This window comes from Pseudomonas sp. Pdm06 (assembly GCF_014851795.1).
Lineage (GTDB): Bacteria > Pseudomonadota > Gammaproteobacteria > Pseudomonadales > Pseudomonadaceae > Aquipseudomonas > Aquipseudomonas fluorescens_AA.
In genome coordinates, this window is record NZ_JACVAH010000039.1 from 1 (window position 1) to 939 (window position 939).

Consider the following 939-nt stretch of genomic DNA (forward strand, 5'->3'; position numbering starts at 1 on the left):
GTAGCTAGTCTAACCTTCGGGGGGACGGTTACCACGGTGTGATTCATGACTGGGGTGAAGTCGTAACAAGGTAGCCGTAGGGGAACCTGCGGCTGGATCACCTCCTTAATCGACGACCGCAGCTGCTTCATGAGCTCCCACACGAATTGCTTGATTCATTGAAGAAGACGATAGAAGCAGCTTTAAGCTCCAAGCTGATAGCTCACAGCTAACAGTTACAAGCTCGAAATTGGGTCTGTAGCTCAGTTGGTTAGAGCGCACCCCTGATAAGGGTGAGGTCGGCAGTTCGAATCTGCCCAGACCCACCAATTTTGTTATGGGGCCATAGCTCAGCTGGGAGAGCGCCTGCCTTGCACGCAGGAGGTCAGCGGTTCGATCCCGCTTGGCTCCACCATAAACTGCTTCTGAAAGCTTAGAAATGAGCATTCCATCAAGGTGATGGTGAATGTTGATTTCTAGTCTTTTGACTAGTTCGTTCTTTAAAAATTTGGGTATGTGATAGAAAGATAGACTGAACGTTACTTTCACTGGTAACGGATCAGGCTAAGGTAAAATTTGTGAGTTGCTCGTAGAGCAAGATCGAATTTTCGGCGAATGTCGTCTTCACAGTATAACCAGATTGCTTGGGGTTATATGGTCAAGTGAAGAAGCGCATACGGTGGATGCCTTGGCAGTCAGAGGCGATGAAAGACGTGGTAGCCTGCGAAAAGCTTCGGGGAGTCGGCAAACAGACTGTGATCCGGAGATGTCTGAATGGGGGAACCCAGCCATCATAAGATGGTTATCTTGTACTGAATACATAGGTGCAAGAAGCGAACCAGGGGAACTGAAACATCTAAGTACCCTGAGGAAAAGAAATCAACCGAGATTCCCTTAGTAGTGGCGAGCGAACGGGGACTAGCCCTTAAGCTTCTTTGATTTTAGCGGAACGCTCTGGAA

The 939-nt window shown here is 48.6% G+C and carries 2 tRNA genes and 2 rRNA genes; all 4 read left to right on the forward strand.

Annotated features, from left to right (window positions below):
• Positions 1–108 (forward strand): 16S ribosomal RNA (locus tag IB266_RS30425); the annotation flags it as partial.
• A gap of 123 nt (positions 109–231) precedes the next feature.
• Positions 232–308, forward strand: a tRNA-Ile gene (locus IB266_RS30430).
• Positions 309–318: 10 nt separating this feature from the next.
• Positions 319–394, forward strand: a tRNA-Ala gene (locus IB266_RS30435).
• Positions 395–635: 241 nt separating this feature from the next.
• Positions 636–939 (forward strand): 23S ribosomal RNA (locus IB266_RS30440); the annotation flags it as partial.